This is a genomic window from Ruegeria sp. YKSD179, assembly GCF_059612885.1.
Window position 1 is genome coordinate 120425 of record NZ_JBXWRL010000003.1, and the last position, 18853, is coordinate 139277.

An 18853-nucleotide genomic window follows, 5' to 3' on the forward strand; every position below is an offset into this window, starting at 1 on the left:
CTCAATGGCTCCTTTTAGGAACCCGCGCCTTGTTAAGGGTTGCGCCCGTACGATTGCAACCACTCAATTGTATGGGGCGCAATATAGCATCTCGGATGGTAAAAAGCCGCCCATTGAGGGCGGCTTTTTCGTCTGCAAATCTGGCTGTTTTTACATCAGCGGTGCCTGTCCCCAAATGTAAACTGCGAAAAACAGAAACAGCCAAACAACGTCGACAAAGTGCCAATACCAGGCCGCCGCTTCAAAGCCGACATGCTTCTCTGGTGTGAAGTCACCCTTAAGAGCCCGGATCAAGCAAACCGAAAGGAATATAGTGCCGATTATCACATGCGCGCCATGAAAACCCGTGGCCATGAAGAAGTTCGAGTAGAACTGATCGCCACCAAATTGCCAACCTTCGTGCGCAAGTAGTTCGTAATACTCAAATCCCTGCAACGCAGTAAAAGCGATCCCCAGCGCAATACCGATTGCCAAACCATTGATCAGCGCCTTGCGATCGTTGTCATGAGCAAGAGCATGGTGCGCCCACGTAATCGCGCAGCCAGACAACAGAAGAACCAAGGTGTTGATCAGTGGCAGGTGGAAAGGGTCAACCGCGTGAATATCAGGTTGGATGTACTCGGTCCCGGCATAGTCGTACATCGGGTACATCCGATGTTTGAAGAACGACCAGAACCAAGCAAAAAAGAACATCACCTCGGACATCACAAACAAGATGAACCCGTAGCGCAAACCAATACGAACCACCGGAGTGTGATCACCCTGCCGGCTTTCCACGACGACGTCTGTCCACCAGGCAAACATTGTGTACAGGACGCCTACTAGTCCCATCCAAAAGATCCACGGTGTTATACCGTGCATCCAAAGAACTGCTCCGAAAAGCATAACAAAACCACTGACCGCGCCGATCAGCGGCCAGATCGATGGGGCCAAAATGTGGTAGTCATGGTTTTTAGCGTGTGCCATCAGCGTCCCTCACCTACAGGCGTTAGTTCGTGTTAGTTTCTGCCTGCTGGTCGAAGGCTGCATAGCCTTCGGGCAGGTCAATTTCATAGAATGTATACGACAACGTGATCGTATGAACATATTTCGCTTCGAGATCCTCAACCATTTCGGGATCAACAAAGAACGTAACCGGCATCTGCACCCGTTCGCCGGGTTGCAAGACCTGTTCCTCAAAGCAGAAGCAGGCGATTTTCTGGAAATAGCCCCCGGCAGAATATGGCGCGACGTTGTACGAGGCCTGCCCGGCAATGGGTCGGTCGGTCGGGTTATAAGCCTCATAAAATGCTAACCCAGTTTCACCAATGCGCACATCCATCTCACGCTCAACCGGTTTGAACTCCCAAGCCATGCCTTTAGCCTTAGAGGCATCGAATCGTACCGTGACAACCCTATCAAGGATATCTTCTGGCGCCTGCTCGGATACACCCGTGGTTCCGCCAAAACCAGTGACCCGGCAGAACCAATCATAAAATGGAACGGCCGCCCAAGCCAAGCTACCCATCAGGACAACCAAACCGACGGTTTGCACCACTGTTTTCTGCGGACCTTTCAACGCCATCAGTCCTGCACCTCTTGCGTTGCCATGCCGAAATCCGTCCCGGACACCTTCACGATCGTTAAGCCGAAAATGATCATGATAAACGCCGCTAATGTCAGCCCCACCCCTAGGTTGCGGCCAAAGCGGCGCTGATGCAATTCGTGGGGCTTGCGCAGACTCATGACCAGCCACCCCATCCAAACGGTTTGACCAACGCCTCGATCAATATCGCACCAAAATGCAAAAACAGGTAGAGCAGCGAAAGTTTGAAGAAGCGGCGTTCAACTTTGAAATTATCGGCCTCAGAGTCGTCTTCGGTCCTACGCGAGATGCACCACGCTCCATGCAGGAAGAGCGCGTTCAAAACCAAAGCGACCGTTAGGTAGATTGGCCCCCCTATACCCGAAAATGCGGTTCCAACGGCCAGTACAGCCAACAACCCGGTGTAAATCAGAATGTGCACTCGGGTCGCGCGGCGTCCGTGCGTAACGGTCAGCATCGGCACGCCTGCGTCGTCATAGTCGGATCTCATGAACAGGGCCAAAGCCCAGAAATGCGGCGGTGTCCACATGAAAGTCAAAGCGAACATCAACCATGGCTCTAGTGTCATGGAACCCGTCGCCGCAACCCAACCTATGACAGGTGGGAACGCTCCGGCGGCTCCGCCGATCACAATGTTCTGCGGTGTCGATCGTTTCAGCCACATCGTGTAGATCACAACGTAGAAAAATATCGTGAAGGCCAGAAACGCTCCTGCAAACCAATTGGTCGCCAGCCCCAGCATGATCACAGACAGACCGGATAGCGCCAGACCAATAGCCAGCGCCTCACCTTCTTCAACTTTGCCAGAAGGGATCGGACGGCCTTTTGTCCGCTTCATAACCTTGTCGATATCAGCGTCCCACCACATGTTCAGGGCACCTGATGCCCCACCGCCAATGGCTATGAAAAGGATAGCGCAGAATCCAACAAACGGATGCACAGGTACAGGCGCGGCAAGCATACCGACCAATGCAGTAAACACGACCAGGGACATCACGCGCGGCTTCAGCAAGGCGAAATAGTCGCCAAAGCTGGCCTCGTCCACGCGCCCCTGCGCGTTCACGGTGCTGGCGTTAAAGCTTGCGTCGCTCATATCCGTTCCCTTAAGGCCAAAGCGGTACGTTTACCGCGCCGCTCACGCCACGTTCGATGCCAAGGGCCTCAGCCCCAGACGAGCTTAGTTTGCGGCCACCTGATAGGTCGCGGGTTTCCCTGCATATTCCTCAAGCGCCTTGGTCAGCCACTGATCGTAGGCCTCTTGACTAACCACTTTCACCGTAATCGGCATATACGCATGGTCCTTGCCGCAAAGCTCGGAACACTGCCCAAAATAGACACCTTCCTTGGTTGCCTCGAACCACAGTTCGGCCAATCGTCCGGGCACGCCGTCCTGCTTTACGCCGAAAGATGGAATAGTCCACGAATGGATAACATCGGACGCAGTGACTTGCATCACAATAACTTTGTTCACCGGTACGACAACGGCGGTGTCGGTGGCCAACAGCCATTCATCTTCGCTGTATCCCGCATCAGACAGCTTGGCCCGCATTGCATCGTCAAGCACGAACGGCGTCACGTCCGCATCGGCCGGACGCGCCCCTTCGTCCAGCGTTGCAGGGTGCCCCAGCAAGTAGCTGTCGAAGGCAAAATCATGATCCACGTACTCGTAAGTCCAGTACCATTGGTTGCCGACAACCTTGATAACCACGTCACCCTCGGGAATTTCCTGCTGTTTGAAAAGCACCGGCAGTGAGAAAGCCCCAATGAAAACCAGAATCAGGATCGGACCCAACGTCCAAGCGACCTCAACGGGGGTATAATGCGAAAACCGCGCGGGCGTTGGATTGGCGCGCTGGTTGTAACGCACAATGCAGTACAACAGAAGGCCTGCAACGAGCAAGCATATTACAGTGATGATCACCAGAATCATATTGTCCAGACGCTGGATTCCATCGGCCAGGCTAGTGGCTGAGGGCTGGAACCCGACACCGCCATCAACCGGCTTACCAATAATCTCAAGCTCCTGAGCCATGGCGGGAAGGCTGGAGAGGGCTGTTACAAACCCCGAAAGCATCAAAGCATTCTTCATGTTCTGTCCTGATCGTTTGATCTTTGCGTCCCAGGCGAAAAGGTGTGAATCGGTCGCACCTCACCCGTTGTCTTTGGCCGCGTTAAAAACCATATTCCGTCGGGTAGATAAAGCAAAATGCTTGCGTCAAACAGACGCTATTCTTGATCTGGATCAATCTGGAAAGGTTCCACCTGATGTCCAACGACCCATTTCGCCCGTTTGAAGGCCCCCTTCCGCAGGACGAAGCCCTTGCAGTTCTGCAGTCTGCAACCGCAGGCGCCGAGGATGGGGAACTGTTCGTTGAAAGGCGAAAATCCGAATCCCTGGTGTTTGATGACGGTCGCCTGCGAACTGCATCTTACGACGCTTCCGAAGGATTTGGGCTGCGGGCTGTTCAGGGCGAGGTGGCGGGCTATGCCCATTCAACAGATGTTTCAATCCCAGCGTTGAAGCGGGCAGCCGAAACGGCACGTCTTGCGGTCGGCGACGGCGGCGGCACTTTGGCCGAGGCCCCACGGGCCACCAATGCCCGCCTTTACACCGACGAAGACCCGATCGAAACGGCCAGTTTTCCAGTGAAGATAGAAACCTTGCGTGAAATTGATGCCTTTTCTCGCGATCTGGATCCTCGTGTTGTTCAAGTAAGTGCGACGATCGCCGCCGCCGTACAAGAGGTTGAGATTTTGCGCCCGGATGGCGTGCTAATCCGTGACGTACGCCCAATGACCCGTGTGAACGTTTCAGTGATCGTCGAGCAAAACGGACGAAGGGAAAGCGGTTCGGCAGGAGGCGGCGGCCGCGTAGGACTTAATGGGTTAATCGATCCTGCCGACTGGCAAGACAAGGCGCGTGAGGCGTTGCGTATCGCATTGGTCAACTTGGACGCGATACCGGCCCCTGCTGGGGTCATGGAAGTAGCTTTGGGTCCTGGTTGGCCCGGTATCCTGCTGCATGAGGCCATAGGTCATGGGCTGGAAGGCGATTTCAACCGAAAGGGCAGCTCTGCATTTGCTGGATTGATGGGACAACAAATCGCCTCAAAAGGTGTTACTGTGGTCGATGATGGTACCATTGCAGACCGGCGCGGCTCAATAACCGTCGATGACGAGGGCACACCCAGTTCTCGTACCGTTCTGATAGAAGACGGAGTTTTAACGGGGTATATGCAAGATCGCCAAAATGCGCGCCTTATGGATGTTGCCCCTACCGGTAATGGCCGGCGACAAAGCTATGCGCACAAACCAATGCCACGCATGACGAATACGATTATGTTGGGTGGCGACGCCGACCCGGCTTCGCTGGTCGCTGACATCAAGGACGGTATTTGGGCGGTAGGATTTGGCGGTGGTCAGGTTGACATAACTAACGGCAAATTCGTTTTCTCATGTACCGAGGCTTACCGTGTCGAGAACGGTGAAATTGGCGCTCCGGTGAAAGGTGCCACACTGATCGGTGACGGACCATCAGCTCTGAAACGTATCCGTGGTTTGGGCAACGATATGGAGTTGGACCCGGGTATGGGCACTTGCGGTAAAGATGGCCAGTGGGTACCTGTGGGCGTTGGCCAACCAACTGTATTGATGGATGGATTGACGGTGGGTGGGTCAGCAACCTGAGTCGACCCAAGCCAGATTTTGCACCACAAGGTTAAAAAAGCGCCATCCATTTTAGAAAATTTGTGTGGACCGCAACTTTTAAAAACCAAGTCAAAAAGATTTTTTGTTACTTTACATGTACTTAACCCAAGCCAAATACAGCTTTTTGTAAGGTAGTAAAAAATTTTCCAAGATTTACAAGCTGTTAACCTAAACTCTCGTAAACCAGTTCTGCAATCAGGCGGAGCATCGGATGACTGAAGAGCAGTTTTCTTCCAATCACCACCCACTCCCACCCACCACGGAAGAGGATCAGTTTTCCTGGCTCCGTCTGATGCGATCCCGCAAGGTTGGTCCGGCTACGTTCCGGCGGCTGTTGCGGGAACATGGCTCAGCGCAGAACGCGCTTGCCGCGCTGCCCGAAGTGGCACGCGCCGCCGGAATAGACGGGTATGAAATTTGCCCTCCCGGCGTAATTGAGGCGGAACTCAAGGCTGCAAAGGCCCGCGAAGCGCGGCTTCTGTGCCTTGGGGCCGCCACCTTTCCAACTGCTCTGATCAATCTTTCCGATGCCCCTCCGATGCTCTGGGCAATCGGCGATGTCTCACTATTGGACAAGCCGACAGTGGCGCTTGTTGGCGCGAGAAATTGCTCTTCCCTAGGATCTCGGATGGCCCGGGGTTTGGCTAAGGAATTGGGCGAGTTGGGGTTTGTCATAGCATCTGGCCTGGCCCGTGGAATCGATACTTCGGCTCATCAGGCAGCGGTTAAAACTGGGACTATCGCAGTAATGGCTGGTGGGGTGGATGTGATTTACCCTGCCGAAAACACTGAACTTGCGGAAAAGATCGCCGAACACGGACTGCGATTGTCGGAACAACCTATGGGCATTTCGCCGCAAGCCAGGCATTTTCCACGCCGCAACCGCATTATCTCGGGCCTTGCACAAGCAGTCGTCGTGGTCGAAGCGGCCGCTAAGTCTGGCAGCCTAATTACCGCACGCGACGCATTGGACCAAGGACGCGAAGTTCTAGCTGTACCCGGACACCCATTCGACGCACGCGCTGCCGGATGCAATACTTTGATCCGTGAAGGTGCCGCGCTCGTACGATCTGCCCAAGATGTGATCGAAGCTTTACCCCCAAGGCAAACATCCGCGGTTTTGTCAAACAACGAACCTGCGCTGAACGAAAACAGCACTGCGCCTGTTCAAAACCTGCACCAAGCGATCCTGGCATGCCTTGGCCCCTCTCCAATCGCAGAAGATCAACTAATTCGCGACATTTGCGCTCCGGCAAAGGAAATCGGCCCCGCCCTGGTGGATTTGGAGCTTGAGGGGCGAATCCAAAGGCAACCAGGTGGATTGGTATCTTTGGGCGCCTGACTACTGGGTTTAAGCACCAAAGTGCCGAACCCAAACCCCTAACTGTTTTCCTAGTCGTTTGAAAAGGCAGTGTTTTTAAGGCAATTCAAGGAACGCATTGACAATTCCGTCTTGCCCCACACATTTTGCACGACCATATAAGGCGTCAAATTCGTCGAGCGAGGTTTTCCCTTAAATGCCTGTAGTTGTTGTAGAATCCCCGGCCAAAGCTAAAACGATTAACAAATATCTTGGCCCTGACTACACGGTTTTGGCTTCTTACGGTCATGTACGCGACTTGCCGCCCAAGGATGGTTCCGTCGACCCCGAGCATGAATTTGCCATGAAATGGGAAGTCGGGAATGACAGCCGCAAACACGTAAAAGCCATCGCAGATGCATTGAAAGACGACAACGCCCTGATTCTGGCCACTGACCCCGATCGCGAAGGCGAAGCGATCAGTTGGCACCTGCAGGAAGCTTTGACCAAACGTCGCTCGATCAAAAAGGACACTGCAGTCAGCCGCGTAACCTTTAATGCGATTACCAAAGATGCAGTGACCGAAGCGATGCAGCACCCGCGCGAGGTCGATATGCCACTTGTCGAGGCTTATTTGGCCCGACGAGCGCTGGACTATCTCGTGGGGTTCAACTTGTCGCCTGTGCTTTGGCGAAAGCTCCCGGGCGCGAAATCCGCAGGCCGAGTGCAATCTGTTTGTTTGCGCCTGATCGTCGAGCGTGAAATGGAGATCGAGGCATTCAAACCGGTCGAATACTGGTCGGTAAAAGCGTTGTTCGAAACGCCACGCAGTCAAACTTTTGAAGCTCGCCTTGTCACTTTGGCCGGCAAAAAGCTGGAAAAACACGATCTTGCCAACGCCACGCAGGCCGAATTGGCGGTTCAGGCGATCACAAGCCGCGCGTTGAGCGTAACTTCGGTTGAGGCCAAGCCAGCGGCCCGCAATCCAAGCGCGCCATTTATGACATCGACTTTGCAGCAAGAGGCCAGTCGAAAATTCGGTATGGGAGCGCGACACGCCATGCAGGTTGCCCAACGCCTGTATGAAGCCGGCTACATTACTTACATGCGGACCGATGGCATCGACATGGCACCCGAGGCTGTCGCTGACGCAAGGAACGCAATTTCTGACCGCTACGGTGCTAAATACGTGCCAACCAGCCCGCGCATTTACAAAAATAAAGCTAAGAACGCTCAGGAAGCCCACGAGTGCATTCGCCCGACGGACATGTCGCGCGACGCAAAGGCCTTGAAGGTCACGGATGATGATCAGCGCAAGCTGTATGGCCTCATCTGGAAACGCACAATTGCCTGCCAAATGGCTGCTGCAAGGCTGGAGCGCACAACAGTCGAGATCGGCAGCGATGATGGGCAAGTTGGCCTTCGCGCCACGGGTCAGGTCGTACTTTTCGACGGGTTCATGCGTGTCTACGAAGAGGGTCGGGACGATGTGGCGGACGACGACGAAAAACGCCTGCCTCAAATAATGCAAGGCGATCCGGCGCATTTTGCTAAATCCTCCTTGCGGGATCAATTCGCCAAGGCGACAACGGACAGTGCCGAAAGGCCGGGGAAAGAGGCAATTTTGTCCGAAAACGAAGCGGTGCTGGCGTTGCAACACCATACGCAGCCCCCACCCCGCTACACCGAAGCCACGCTGGTCAAACGAATGGAGGAGCTGGGGATAGGTCGACCGTCCACCTATGCTTCGATTGTCACAACAATTCAAGACCGGGAATACGTACGCAAGGACAAGAACCGCTTGATTCCCGAGGAAAAAGGCCGGATCGTCACAATTTTCCTGCTGAATTTCTTTCGTCAATATGTTGGTTATGAATTTACGGCCAATCTGGAAGAGCAACTGGACGACGTCAGCGCAGGTGATCGCGATTACAAGGACCTGCTTGGCAAATTCTGGCGCGATTTCTCGGCCGCTATTGGTGAGACTTCAGAACTGCGGATTTCCGAAGTTCTGGACAAGCTGGACGAGGTTCTGGCACCCCAACTCTATCCTCCGCGTGAAGACGGGTCTGACCCACGTATCTGCCCGAAATGCGGGGTTGGACAGCTGCACCTCAAAACTTCGCGAACTGGTGGTTTCGTGGGTTGCGGCAACTATCCGGAATGCACCTATACCCGCCCGATAGCCGGCGATGGCGCAGAGGGCGACGAACGACTGTTGGGCGAGGACGGCGGCGATGAAATCTGGTTGAAATCCGGTCGATTTGGCCCGTATGTCCAGCGCGGTGAACCGACACCTGAAAACAAAAAGCCACCGCGCGCTTCACTGCCCCGTGGATGGAATAAGGATGATATGGACCTGAGCAAGGCCCTTACCTTGCTTAGCCTTCCCCGCCAAATCGGGGAGCATCCGGAAGGCGGCATGATTACTTCAAATTTCGGGCGGTTTGGGCCGTATTTGATGCATCAGCTGCCGGAAGAGGCCAAACCGGTCTATGCCAACCTCAAGGACCCCAATGACGTGTTCGAGATCGGCATGAACCGAGCTGTTGAGTTGCTGGCGGAAAAACGGGCCAATCCTGGGCGCCGTGGACAGGCAGCAGCTAAGCCTTTGAGAGAGTTAGGCGAACACCCCGACGGCGGTGCCATTCAGGTGCTGGACGGTCGCTATGGTCCTTATGTCAAGTGGCAGAAGATCAACGCCACGCTACCCAAGAATATCAATCCCGAAGATGTCACGCTAGAGATGGCGGTGGAGCTGGCCAACGAAAAAGCGGCAAAAAAGGGTGGCAGAAAGAAGGCCGCACCAAAGAAAAAGGCTTCTACAAAGAAAGCGGTGAGTTAGGTAGAAATACCACTGTTCCTTTGGTTTCATTGACTTCCCAATGACGCGACGGCACAACCTGCTTCGTCACCATGTCATTGGGGGAGTTTTCCATGAACAAAGTCTATGCCAATGCCAATGAGGCGCTCGAAGGAGTGATCTCTGACGGCATGATGATCGCTGCAGGCGGATTTGGCCTGTGCGGGATTCCTGAGCTGCTGCTTGAGGCGATCAAAAACTCAGGAGCGCAGAACCTGACTTTCGCGTCGAACAACGCCGGCGTCGACGATTTCGGGATCGGCATCCTGTTGCAAACTAAGCAGGTCAAAAAGATGATCAGCTCTTACGTCGGTGAAAACGCAGAATTCATGCGTCAGTACCTGAGTGGCGAGCTGGAATTGGAATTCAACCCACAGGGCACGCTGGCCGAAAGAATGCGGGCAGGAGGTGCAGGAATTCCCGGATTCTACACAAAAACTGGTGTCGGAACAGTTATTGCCGAAGGCAAAGAGCATAAAGACTTCAATGGTGAGACTTATATTCTCGAAGAAGGCATATTTGCCGATCTCGCTATCGTAAAGGCTTGGAAAGCTGATGACACGGGGAACCTGGTGTTTCGCAAGACGGCGCGAAATTTCAACGTGCCCGCAGCAACTTGCGGTAAGATTTGTATCGCCGAAGTGGAAGAAATTGTTCCGCGCGGTTCATTAGACCCCGACTCGATTCATCTTCCCGGAATCTATGTTCATCGTTTGATTCAGGGCGAGCATGAAAAGCGCATCGAACAACGCACCACCCGCAAGAAGGAGGAGGCATAATGCCCTGGGACCGCAATCAGATGGCCGCGCGGGCGGCGCAAGAACTAGAAGACGGAATGTACGTAAACCTGGGCATCGGAATCCCGACGCTGGTGGCTAACTATGTGGGCGACAAAGATATTACTCTGCAGTCTGAAAACGGCATGCTGGGGATGGGCCCCTTCCCCTTCGAAGGTGACGAGGACCCTGACCTGATCAACGCAGGTAAACAGACGATCACAGAACTTTCCCGCACGGCTTATTTCGACAGTGCCACGTCATTTGCAATGATTCGGGGCGGCAAGATCGCTGCTGCGGTTCTGGGTGCAATGGAAGTAGACGAGGAAGGTGATCTGGCGAACTGGATGATTCCGGGCGTTTTGGTCAAGGGCATGGGCGGAGCCATGGATCTGGTCGCGGGTGTCGGTCGGGTGATCGTTGTGATGGATCACACAAACAAGCACGGCAAATCCAAGCTGCTGCAGAAATGTACCCTGCCGTTGACCGGCAAAAAGGTGGTGGATCGCATTATTACCAACCTTGGGGTTCTCGATGTGGTGGACGGTGGTCTCAAGATCGTCGAAATTGCCGATGGTGTCACAGAAGACGAAATCCGCGGCGCTACCGAGGCAAAAATCGTCAACTGATCCAACGGCAACTGAAGAGGCCGGCTGATTAACTGGCCTCTTTTAATTCATGGTTTGAAACACGCAGCCGTCCGAAAAGAACTCGGGCGGCGACGTGCACAGGGCACGGGCCACTTGAAACGCCGCTAACACTTTTGGAACATAGTCACGAGTTTCTGCGTAAGGCGGAACGCCACCGTGCTTGCGAACAGCGCCCTCACCTGCGTTATATCCTGCCAAAACCAAGATTGGGTCGTCACCGAACTCGTCCATCAACCAATCAAGGTACTTTACACCACCCGAGATGTTTTGTTCGGGTTTTAGGCTATCCTTAACACCGAACCGGGCAGCAGTCGCAGGCATCAACTGCATCAGTCCCTGCGCACCGGCCGAGCTGACGGCATCCACACGCCCAGCAGATTCCACTGAAATAACTGCAAGAACAAGTGCCGGAGACACGTCTGTACCAACTGTCGAGCGCAAAATGTCGACACCCCTCTGTTCGGCTATGTTTTGCAATGTCTGCAATCTCGGCGCCGCGACTCCTATCGACGACAAGGCCTTGAAAGCATCCCGGAGCCGTCCAGAGCTTGCATGAGCCATCTCAGGCGACACGCGGTTCCAAAACGCTTTGTAAGATCCAACAGGCTTGGCTACGTCACCCACTGGCGGAGCCGCCGAAGCGGGCGGCTCAGCTCGGGCGATGATTGCGGGAACGTCCAGGTCGTTTCCCGTGCTAGGGGCCGATGGAGAATTCGCGTGCTGCTCGGGTGTAATTTGAATCATAACCCGCGCGCGCGTACCGGGCGCTGGCGCCTTGATACGTTTGTAAACACCGCGCGGTTCTTGCTCGGTTGCGGACAATGGTGTCACACTAACCAGAAGAAACACCGCAACGCTGACACATGAAAATGCGTCCCGAAAATTCATTTTGCCTGCCTCATCTATTCTTTTGGATCATTTTGAACATTGAAACGGCCCTCAAAGCCAGAAAAACAAAGCGAAATAGGGCGATTTCGCCTCATTTGCCGTAAAATTGCATCGCCTAAACTGGTATGGTTAAAAAAGATTGCAGCATTTTTTGTTTAATTTCAAAGTGTTAAAAATTTTGCCATCAAAAAATTAAGCTTTTCACAAAAAAAAATGTGTTTGGCCCAATTCCTGCCACGCACAACAGGCAAAACTATCCCCATGCCGAGACGATCGGGAGCGGACTGAGAGAGAAAGCTCTGTAAGACGCCGAGGTTAATTAACAGTTTGATCCTTTAGGAGGGACGTAACATGATCAAGTTCATCAAGAACTTCCGTAAAGACGAAGACGGCGCCGTAACAGTTGACTGGGTCGTTCTGACCGCAGCCGTAGTTGCTCTGGCCGCAATTGCTTATAACCAAGTTCGCACCGGCGCCAGCGATCTGGCAGGCGACGTTCAGTCCGCTCTGACCAGCGCGACCGTCACAACTCCGACCTTTGGCAACTAATTCGGTCGTGAGTTTCAAAACATGATGGGGGCCTTGCCTTTGCTTAAAGGCATGGCCCTTTTCTTTTAGCTCCAAGAAACCTGTTTAGTGTAATGTTGAAAAAATTCATGAATTTCGCGAATGACGAGGGCGGTGCAATTACCGCTGACTGGGTTGTGATAACGGCAGGGGTCGTTGGTCTGGGTGCTCTGATGTATTATTACATGCACGAGCCACTACGACATGTGGATGAGCAAAGCGGACAAGTCCTTGCGAGCGTCGTGGTCGAACCTATTTCGTTTGAATAAAAAAGATAAATCTCCGCTCGCTGCTCAACGTCCTCTGAAAAAAATTTGAATTTCAGAATATCATCCGCGATTGTCCCACTTTTCGACACAATTCCAAATTAACGTTGACACTGAACCAATGTGACGCGACGCGTCTCATAATCTTTGGAACCAAAATTAAACGAGGGACAAATGCGGGCTGTTTTTGGACTTGTCCTGATCATCGGGGTCGCACTGGCAGGCGGAGCCGTCTACATGGCGCGTGAATACATCACCGAGAATCAGGCTAAATTAGCGCTCGAGCGACAACTACGTGAGGAAGCTCTGGCCAATGCGAAAGTCGAAGTTGTTCCCACTGTAGACGTAATCGTTTCGAATCGCGCTCTGAGATATGGGGAAAAGCTAATTCCTGAAGACGTGCGCACGGTACAATGGCCCGAAAATGCCATACCAGAAGGCTCGTTCCTCGATATGACCGTTCTTTTCCCGGAAACCGGGGACAATGAACGATTCGTTTTGCGCGCTATGGAAAAAGACGAAGCTTTGATGGCTGTTAAGGTTACAGCGCCAGGCCAGTCTGCCGGTCTTACGTCACAGTTGAAAAAGGGTATGCGCGCATTCGCAATCAGCGTTGATGTCGCTTCGGGGGTCTCTGGATTCTTGCGCCCCGGCGACAGTGTCGACGTTTACTGGACTGGATCCCTAAGAGGCGCCGTTGATGGCGCAGCCGGTGAAATAACGCGGCTGATCCAAACCAATATTGAACTTATTGCCGTCGACCAAACCGCCGGTTCCGACATAACTGGCGCGACGATTGCGCGAACCGTCACAGTAGCGGCGACACCCGAACAGATTGCCGCTTTGGCACAGGCGCAAAACACTGGTCGACTGTCATTGGCTCTTGTCGGCGTTCAGGACGAAACTGTAGCTAGTGCAATAGAAGTTGACCAACGCAAGCTGCTGGGCATCCAAGAAGCCGCGCCGGTGCAAATGATTGAAGAAGAAGAGGTTTGCACCATAAAAACGCGCCGAGGCGGCGAAATGGTAGTCACGCAGATTCCCTGCACAAACTGACCGAATTTCAGCCTGTTAATCAAAACAAGGTCGCGCCGATGGCGCGGCCTTGGTGGTTCTTGTCCATTCAATTCGAATCTATTGTTGCGTATTATCCACATAAGGAAAATTCCGGAAACCATTGATTATTGCAATAAATCCGGATTTAGAGCAGGGTTCAAAGGCATAGGGCATTAGACCCATAAAAATAGAGTGGTGATCGGAGAGGCAGGTCACATGACAATACGTTCCTGGATAGGCGCAACCCTTATGGGGTTGACGCTCGTTATGGGTCCAATCGGCGGTGCCGCTTGGGCTGAAAATCTTCGCGTGGTTAAGAAGGGTACGGCTGAAACGCTAAATGTCCCGATTAACCGCGCTATTGTGGTCGAAAGCGAACAACCTTTCGCGGATATCAGCATTGCCAATGCTGGCATCGCGGATATCTCAACGCTCTCGGACCGTACAATATATATATTGGGCCGCGCGCCAGGGACCACGACCCTGACGATGTTTGACGGCGCAGGTAATCTTATCACAAATGTCCGCGTTCGTGTTTCGCCGGACGTGTCCGAATTTAAAGAGAGGCTGCGGCAGATCCTGCCGAACGAGCCGATCGAAGTACGTACCGCCAACGATGGCATCGTTCTGTCGGGCACTGTCTCAAGCAGCGCCCGCTTGGCGCGAGCACTTGAGCTGGCAGAACGCTACGCGCCTGAACGGGTGTCGAACCTGATGAACGTTGGTGGCGTACAGCAAGTTATGCTTAAAGTGCGCTTTGCCGAGATGAGACGGCAGGTGGCCAAGAGCCTCTCGACGTCGTTAGGTTTTGGCGGCAGCGACGTGACAGGCGGTTTCAATTCGTTGAACAGCCAAGGTCGATTGAACAACGCCTTGGCGAACAACATCCCGTTTGCACAGACCAATACAGGCGCGATCCTATTCGGGTTTGGCGCCGGATCTACCCAGGTCCGTTTGTTGCTTGAAGCCCTCGAAAGTAAAGGGTTAGCTCGTACATTGGCCGAGCCGAACTTGTCTGCACTGTCTGGTCAGGAAGCGACTTTCCTCGCTGGCGGTGAGGTTCCTATCCCTGTCCCACAGGATGACGGTGTGGTTGCCATCGAATACAAGTCTTTCGGTGTCGAGATCGACTTTGTCCCACGCGTAGTCGACGGCGACCTGATCAATCTGGAAATGGCAACTTCTGTTTCTAGCATCGATCCAAATACGAACTTCACAATCAATGGTGACACCGTTCCCAGTTTTGTCGTGCGTCAGACCAGCACAACTGTTGAGCTGCGCGACGGCGAAAGCTTTGCGATTGCGGGCCTGATTCAGGACGACTTCACCGACCTGAACAACCAGATACCTTGGCTTGGAGACGTCCCGGTTCTTGGTGCCTTGTTCCGCAGCGCAGAATACCAGCGCGATCAAAGCGAGCTTGTCATTATCATCACCGCCCATCTGGTGTCTCCGACACGCGGCGAGGCCTTGGCCCTGCCAACAGATCGGGTCAAACCACCCAGCGAATTCGACCTGTTCATTAACGGCAAGATTGCTCACACTGAACGTGCTGGAAATGGTGCAGCTTCGGAAGTGGCCAGACAAGACTTTGGCAATTCCTACGGCTACGTCCTGGATTGATGGAAAGGATAGAACCAATGCATAAGTGGTTTATAACACTAGGCCTTTCGGTTGCTGTTGCAGGCTGTACTCGTGAAGCTGGCTTTGAACTGGACCAGGGCACATTCGGTAACGCTACTCTGAACAATGTTCAGATCATGAACGGCGAACTGACTTACGGTCAGATACTCGCGCAGCGTTTTGCAGCCGAGGTTCCAAGCCAAATCAACTTTGCGTTCGACAGCGCACAGCTTGACGCTTCGGCCCAACGGATTTTGTTGCAGCAGGCTGCTTGGATCAAGCAATTTCCCGAGGCCCGGTTCCGGGTCTACGGACACACTGATGCTGTAGGCTCAGCCGCTTACAACCAGCAGCTGGGTCTTCGCCGGGCAAACGCAGCAGTTTCGTTCCTTACACGTCAGGGCATTTCCCGTTCGCGGCTCGAGGCAGTGGTTTCGTTTGGCAAAACGCGGCCTCTGATCGCGACGCAGAACAGAGACCGCCGTAACCGTCGCACCGTGACGGAAGTGTCTGGATTTGTTGACAGACATCCAAATATTTTGGACGGCAAATACGCCGAGGTCATTTACCGCGAATACGTTCAAAGTGCGCGCGTAGAGTCGACTTTGCGTAGCGAAACGGCCGTCGGTTCAACGAACCCCACTGAATGAGCTTTGTTCGTTAGGGTTTCGAACAATAGCGACAAATTGGGCGGCATCGTCGCCCAATTCCCTACAATTGGTTCTTTTGCGCCCAATTCTTGCCCAACTTCCAAGCGACCTTGCAAAAAATAGGGTGACTTGCGGCCACAACTGACCGCACAGGGCGACAGCAAATCAGAACAGACCCCTAAAGTTCGTACGGTTTGCTCAGCCCTCTCGACGAGGATTGAGTTTATGACGAGCGCAACGCCGCAAAACGAAAATACAGCGATACAGGCCTGCACCATTAGTCGGGATGTCCAAAACTTTGATCTTTTGATAGAAGATATGGAAGCCGTCCTGGGCGAGCGTTGGGGTGATTTAGGCTTTGCTGAGGCGCTGGCCTTCTTTAGCCAACCAGAAGCTGAGTCGTTGCAGTTTGTCGCGCTTGCACTGGACGGCGAAGACGAAGACAACCTGACACTGATGGGCGAAATCATCACTCATGCCAAGGAAAAAGGCATTAAAGTTGTTCTGATCGCCGAAGATGTCACGCCCGCTTCCTTGCATCAGCTGTTGCGTAAAGGCGCGGACGAATTTGTCCCCTACCCGCTTCCGGAAAACGAACTTCAGGAAGCCATCAATCGCATGAACAAGCCTGATCCGGTTGTTGCCCCGCAGCCTGGCGTGGCGATAACGCATGGAGAGGCAAAAGAGGGCGCTCTATTTGTCGTTCACGGTCTTGCGGGCGGTGTCGGTTCCACAACGTTGGCTGTAAATCTTGCCTGGGAACTTGCAACAGTGTCCAACAAAGATGGACCCAAAGTTTGCCTTATCGATCTGGACATGCAGTTCGGCACGGTTTCGACCTATCTGGATCTTCCTCGTCACGAAGCTGTTTTCGAAATGCTTTCAGATACGGCATCGATGGATGAAGAATCCTTCGGTCAGGCGCTGCAGACATTTGAAGACAAGCTGCAGGTTTTGACCGCGCCATCTGACATGGTGCCATTAGACATCATCACGCCTGAGGATATCCAAAGGGTAATAGACACGGCCCGCAATCAATTTGACTATGTGGTTGTAGACATGCCCTCGACGCTAGTTCATTGGTCCGAAACTGTACTCCAAGCCGCACACGTCTATTTTGCATTGATCGAACTGGACATGCGGTCGGCCCAGAACGCATTGCGGCTTAAGCGTGCGTTGCAGGCCGAAGAACTTCCATTCAACAAGCTACGCTTTGCAATGAACCGTGCCCCGAAATTCACGGATCTTAGCGGCAAGAGCAGGGTAAAACGCATGGGCGAAAGCCTGGGTATATCCATTGACTTGCACCTGCCGGATGGCGGCAAGCCCGTCATGCAAAGCGGGGATCACGGTTTGCCGTTGGCAAGCTCTGCCGCCAAGAACCCGCTACGCAAAGAAATCGCCAAACTTGCGCAGTCGCTTCATAGCCTTGGCTCCAGCAACGCCGAAGCCGCGTAATCCGAGGGAGAACCGCCGTGTTTTCAAGATACAAAAAGCAGTCTGACGCGCAACCGGTTGAGAAACAGGCGCCAAAGGCCGCTCCGGTCGCATCTGCGGCTGAACCTTCGGCATCCACAGCGGTAGCGCGCAAACCAGTGCAGAAAAAAGCGGCAGAAGTTGTCGGCAACGATCGTGATCGCAAACGCAAGGAACGCCTGGGCGAGATCAAGCAAGAACTACACCGGGAGCTGCTCGAAAACTTGAACCTGGCAGCTTTGGAAAAGGCGGCCGAAGCAGAACTTCGCAGCGAAATCAGCGCAATTGCCAGCGAAATTCTGGAATCTCGCAACATAGTTCTGAACCGCGAAGATCGATCGCAACTAAACAAAGAGTTGTACGACGAGGTAACAGGCCTCGGTCCGCTGGAAACTCTTCTGCAAGACGACACAGTAAACGATATTCTGGTTAATGGCCCCCAACAAATCTTTGTAGAACGCGCTGGCAAGCTGGAACTCAGCGACATCACATTCAAAGACGAAAAGCACTTGATGCGGATCATCGATAAGATCGTATCCGCCGTGGGTCGTCGCGTGGATGAATCCAACCCTTACGTTGACGCCCGATTGGCGGACGGATCGCGTTTCAATGCAATGGTGCCGCCTATTGCCGTTGATGGATCGTTAGTATCCATTCGTAAGTTTAAAAAGGACAAGCTTGGTATTGACGATTTGGTTAACTTCGGAGCGTTTACCGAAGAAATGGCCGCATATCTGCAAGCTGCGGTGTCCACTCGCCTGAATATCATTGTATCGGGTGGTACTGGTTCCGGTAAGACGACGACCTTGAACGCTCTGTCCAGTTTTATTGATGATGCCGAACGCATTCTGACCATCGAGGATACTGCAGAACTTCAACTGCAGCAGACCCATGTGGGCAGAATGGAAAGCCGCCCACCGAACGTCGAAGGCAAGGGTGAAGTCAGCCCACGCGATTGCCTGAAAAACGCCCTGCGTATGCGTCCCGACCGCATTATCGTTGGCGAGACACGCGGCGCAGAAGTCATCGACATGCTACAGGCAATGAACACAGGCCACGACGGATCGATGACTACAATCCACGCCAACTCGGCCCGTGACGGAATCAGTCGTCTGGAAAACATGATTGCAATGGCGGGAATTGAGATGCCGATCAAGGCCGTCCGCAGTCAGATTGCATCTGCTGTGAACCTAATTGTTCAGGCCAGCCGTCTACAGGATGGTTCGCGTCGGATGACATCAATCACTGAGATCACCGGCATGGAAGGCGACGTGATATCAATGCAGGAAATCTTTAGGTTTCAACGTGTTGGACTGACGCCTGACAACAAAATCATTGGTCACTTCACTGCAACGGGCGTGCGCAGCCACTTCTCGGAACGCTTCCGTCTGTGGGGCTTTGACTTGCCATCGTCGATTTACGATCCAACGACAATGTAGGAGACA

General features: G+C 53.4%; 18 protein-coding genes. 12 read left to right on the forward strand and 6 right to left on the reverse strand.

What is annotated here, in order from left to right; genetic code table 11:
- Nucleotides 1–150: 150 nt before the first annotated feature.
- From AC2FNE_RS02420 to coxB, 5 genes are all read right to left on the reverse strand, one after another.
- Nucleotides 151–966: a cytochrome c oxidase subunit 3 gene (locus AC2FNE_RS02420; RefSeq protein WP_170473611.1), complete on the reverse strand. Its 816-nt coding sequence runs from the start codon at nucleotides 964–966 to the stop codon at nucleotides 151–153.
- A gap of 22 nt (nucleotides 967–988) precedes the next feature.
- Entirely contained in the window at nucleotides 989–1564 is a 576-nt protein-coding gene (locus AC2FNE_RS02425) for a cytochrome c oxidase assembly protein (protein ID WP_170610409.1), read from the reverse strand.
- Complete coding sequence (locus AC2FNE_RS02430) at nucleotides 1564–1725, reverse strand: cytochrome c oxidase system small membrane protein (protein WP_170604707.1); 162 nt, start codon at nucleotides 1723–1725, stop codon at nucleotides 1564–1566. Before AC2FNE_RS02430 ends, AC2FNE_RS02425 begins: the two co-directional genes overlap by 1 nt.
- Nucleotides 1722–2678, reverse strand: coding sequence for a heme o synthase (cyoE, locus tag AC2FNE_RS02435; RefSeq protein WP_496804713.1), 957 nt, complete (start codon nucleotides 2676–2678; stop codon nucleotides 1722–1724). The genes AC2FNE_RS02430 and cyoE overlap by 4 nt, the downstream gene beginning before the upstream one ends.
- 84 nt (nucleotides 2679–2762) lie before the next feature.
- The gene (coxB, locus tag AC2FNE_RS02440; protein ID WP_170604704.1) at nucleotides 2763–3674 is read right to left on the reverse strand and encodes a cytochrome c oxidase subunit II; all 912 of its coding nucleotides are present in this window, start codon (nucleotides 3672–3674) and stop codon (nucleotides 2763–2765) included.
- A 176-nt stretch (nucleotides 3675–3850) separates the two neighbouring features.
- Here coxB and tldD point away from each other — a divergent pair, with 176 nt between their 5' ends.
- From tldD to AC2FNE_RS02465, 5 genes are all read left to right on the forward strand, one after another.
- Nucleotides 3851–5272, forward strand: a complete 1422-nt coding sequence (gene tldD, locus AC2FNE_RS02445; RefSeq protein ID WP_170604884.1) for a metalloprotease TldD — start codon at nucleotides 3851–3853, stop codon at nucleotides 5270–5272.
- A gap of 232 nt (nucleotides 5273–5504) precedes the next feature.
- Entirely contained in the window at nucleotides 5505–6635 is a 1131-nt protein-coding gene (gene dprA, locus AC2FNE_RS02450) for a DNA-processing protein DprA (protein ID WP_496804714.1), read from the forward strand.
- Nucleotides 6636–6810: 175 nt separating this feature from the next.
- Entirely contained in the window at nucleotides 6811–9438 is a 2628-nt protein-coding gene (topA, locus tag AC2FNE_RS02455) for a type I DNA topoisomerase (protein WP_496804715.1), read from the forward strand.
- Between the two features lie 92 nt (nucleotides 9439–9530).
- Complete coding sequence (locus AC2FNE_RS02460; RefSeq protein ID WP_170604697.1) at nucleotides 9531–10235, forward strand: CoA transferase subunit A; 705 nt, start codon at nucleotides 9531–9533, stop codon at nucleotides 10233–10235.
- Nucleotides 10235–10861, forward strand: a complete 627-nt coding sequence (locus tag AC2FNE_RS02465) for a 3-oxoacid CoA-transferase subunit B (RefSeq protein WP_170473633.1) — start codon at nucleotides 10235–10237, stop codon at nucleotides 10859–10861. The genes AC2FNE_RS02460 and AC2FNE_RS02465 overlap by 1 nt, the downstream gene beginning before the upstream one ends.
- Before the next feature lie 42 nt (nucleotides 10862–10903).
- Here the strand turns inward: AC2FNE_RS02465 and AC2FNE_RS02470 are convergent, their stop codons facing one another.
- Complete coding sequence (locus AC2FNE_RS02470) at nucleotides 10904–11770, reverse strand: lytic transglycosylase domain-containing protein (RefSeq protein ID WP_170473636.1); 867 nt, start codon at nucleotides 11768–11770, stop codon at nucleotides 10904–10906.
- Nucleotides 11771–12121: 351 nt separating this feature from the next.
- On the opposite strand from AC2FNE_RS02470, the gene AC2FNE_RS02475 reads away from it, so the two are divergent.
- The 7 genes from AC2FNE_RS02475 (at nucleotide 12122) to AC2FNE_RS02505 (ending at nucleotide 18847) form a co-directional block, all read left to right on the forward strand.
- Nucleotides 12122–12319, forward strand: a complete 198-nt coding sequence (locus AC2FNE_RS02475) for a hypothetical protein (RefSeq protein WP_170473639.1) — start codon at nucleotides 12122–12124, stop codon at nucleotides 12317–12319.
- Between the two features lie 107 nt (nucleotides 12320–12426).
- Nucleotides 12427–12606, forward strand: a complete 180-nt coding sequence (locus AC2FNE_RS02480) for a hypothetical protein (RefSeq protein WP_437436504.1) — start codon at nucleotides 12427–12429, stop codon at nucleotides 12604–12606.
- A gap of 171 nt (nucleotides 12607–12777) precedes the next feature.
- On the forward strand, nucleotides 12778–13659 hold the full coding sequence (gene cpaB / locus AC2FNE_RS02485; protein ID WP_170473644.1) for a Flp pilus assembly protein CpaB: 882 nt from the start codon (nucleotides 12778–12780) through the stop codon (nucleotides 13657–13659).
- 216 nt (nucleotides 13660–13875) lie between these two features.
- Nucleotides 13876–15282, forward strand: coding sequence for a type II and III secretion system protein family protein (locus AC2FNE_RS02490; protein WP_170473646.1), 1407 nt, complete (start codon nucleotides 13876–13878; stop codon nucleotides 15280–15282).
- 17 nt (nucleotides 15283–15299) lie between these two features.
- Nucleotides 15300–15932: an OmpA family protein gene (locus AC2FNE_RS02495; protein WP_170473649.1), complete on the forward strand. Its 633-nt coding sequence runs from the start codon at nucleotides 15300–15302 to the stop codon at nucleotides 15930–15932.
- 225 nt (nucleotides 15933–16157) lie between these two features.
- Nucleotides 16158–17390: a CpaE/TadZ family protein gene (locus tag AC2FNE_RS02500; protein WP_496804716.1), complete on the forward strand. Its 1233-nt coding sequence runs from the start codon at nucleotides 16158–16160 to the stop codon at nucleotides 17388–17390.
- A 17-nt stretch (nucleotides 17391–17407) separates the two neighbouring features.
- Nucleotides 17408–18847, forward strand: coding sequence for a TadA family conjugal transfer-associated ATPase (locus AC2FNE_RS02505; RefSeq protein ID WP_170604692.1), 1440 nt, complete (start codon nucleotides 17408–17410; stop codon nucleotides 18845–18847).
- Nucleotides 18848–18853: the final 6 nt, after the last annotated feature.